Raw genomic sequence first — 2,036 nt, forward strand, 5'->3', positions numbered from 1 at the left:
GATATAATTTAGCTTAGATATAACTTAGCTTAGGGATAGGCTAGTTTATAGGTGCCTTGTTTATAGCTATGTTAGTTTAGAAGTAGATGAGAAATGGGGTCACAATTATTAATGTGTTCTCATTTTTTCAAGGATAATACGATTTATATGCAAGCTAGACTACGTCATAACAAACTACCTCTGAGTTTATATATCTATTTAACTAAAAGGTAGGTTGATTATGGATATTGATAGAATTAATACCGACTAATTATTAGTGGTCTTAATTCGGTCAATAAAAACTAATTACATCGCATTTTTACGTTTATCAATGATCTGTTGAGCATGAGTAACCACAGATTCCATAGACAATTCAGTCGCTAGGTATCTAATACGGTAAAGTGAAATAAGAGGTAAATCTTCAATAGGTTGTTCTAGCAATGCTTTAAGTTGATTTTTATCACTGTTTGGATTGCTATCTTGGTTGCTTAAACCCGTCATATATAGTTGGTTCCTTATTTTATTAAAATAGTGCCTGTAAAGAGCTTTGTGATAGTGTCCTTTAAAATCACGTAAAGCGCAATATTAATAATACTACCGTTTTTATATTTTTAATGTTCAGTACGCTTTTGTAGTAAAATAAAAAGTCCTCGATTTACAAAATTTACATAATTGCAGGTGGCTAGCAGTGCATCGATTCTAACGCTTACTTAAAGTTGACGGACCCAAAAAAATCAATATAAGCTATTGTATCAAAAAGAAATACAACAAACAGTTAGGCAAAAATTATTGATATATTCAGTGAATATGCTTCATTCTTTGATCATCTCAACTAAATATTCACCGCCAATGGAGCACACAATTTTGTACGGATAATGTCAGTAAATAATTTTTAGCAGCCATAAGCTTTTTAATCTCTCGCGTTTATATTTTATTACACTCGACTTAATAGGAATCTTCCTGCAAAAGTAAATATATCAATTTATTGGTCGTTTCATCTGTGATTACAAATAAAACACTTCGTGAATTAGAGAAAAAATAGCTAATGAAAAGGAACTTGAACATGCTAGATCAGTGACAGAGTTAGTGCAAAATAAGCAGAGGATTGCGATAAGTAATCAACTGCTTATTTTTTAGAAGAGGCTCTATTCTATGAGCCACCACTTACTTAGATAGTTACTTATTGGTGACTTTACGGCGCCAAAATAGCCCTGCGATAGCTAATGAAAAGACAGCTAGAGTAGATGGTTCAGGAACCGATGTTGCTTCTTCTTTAAATCCTGTGTATCTAACTTGAGATTGAGATGAGTTAAAGAAACCAAAGTTCCCAGAATCATTATTTAAACCTGCAAGACTGAATATATTTTCATCACTAAATGTACCGCCATTAATAAAAATATCTATCGACGTATCAGTATAGTTTAAAGTAAATTCATAGGTTGTATTATCAACCCAACCACGATCATTGCCATAATCAGTACCAAGAACGTCGATACCATTACCATTATGACCCCATAAAGCATCTAAAGAATTCACATTCGCACCATCTGATATTTTTGATAACGTGAATCCTTCTGAGCCCGTGTTACCTGAATAAACTTGTGTACTTTGTTTCCAATCAAAAAGGTAAAAGTCATCTAGACCGTTATAACCAAAAACAAAACCTATAAAGTCATCATCACTTGTCGTTTCAACGCCAAATGTCCCTGTAAATTGATTATTAATAAAAGAATCATTACTTATAAAGAAAGTAGGATTACCGTTAATAGTTTGTAATACAGAAGTACCGTCAGCAGCAACATTCCAATTTCCATTTGAACTATTACCTGATTGGTTCCAAGTATTGAGGTCTATAGCACCAGCATAAGCAACACTAGCAGAAAACATTAGCCCTGATGCAATCACATTAATTAATTTCATAAAACATCCTTTTTTTATTTTTAGAGGTCATTTAAGACCTAAGAACGACAACTAAAGCAAATATCAAGCCAAAAAAATTAACTAATTACTATCATGAGCTTAAGGTAAATAAAAAAAGATAAAAAAGATAAAAAAGA

Annotated in this window: 2 protein-coding genes; both read right to left on the reverse strand. The window is 32.1% G+C overall.

Annotated elements, in window-relative coordinates:
• Nucleotides 1-285: 285 nt before the first annotated feature.
• Nucleotides 286-480, reverse strand: a complete 195-nt coding sequence (locus H5084_RS19155; RefSeq protein WP_028868889.1) for a hypothetical protein — start codon at nt 478-480, stop codon at nt 286-288.
• Nucleotides 481-1,155: 675 nt separating this feature from the next.
• The gene (locus H5084_RS19160; RefSeq protein WP_182692223.1) at nt 1,156-1,899 is read right to left on the reverse strand and encodes a PEP-CTERM sorting domain-containing protein; all 744 of its coding nucleotides are present in this window, start codon (nt 1,897-1,899) and stop codon (nt 1,156-1,158) included.
• Nucleotides 1,900-2,036: the final 137 nt, after the last annotated feature.

The organism is Psychromonas sp. SR45-3, assembly GCF_014163575.1.
Lineage (GTDB): Bacteria > Pseudomonadota > Gammaproteobacteria > Enterobacterales > Psychromonadaceae > Psychromonas > Psychromonas arctica.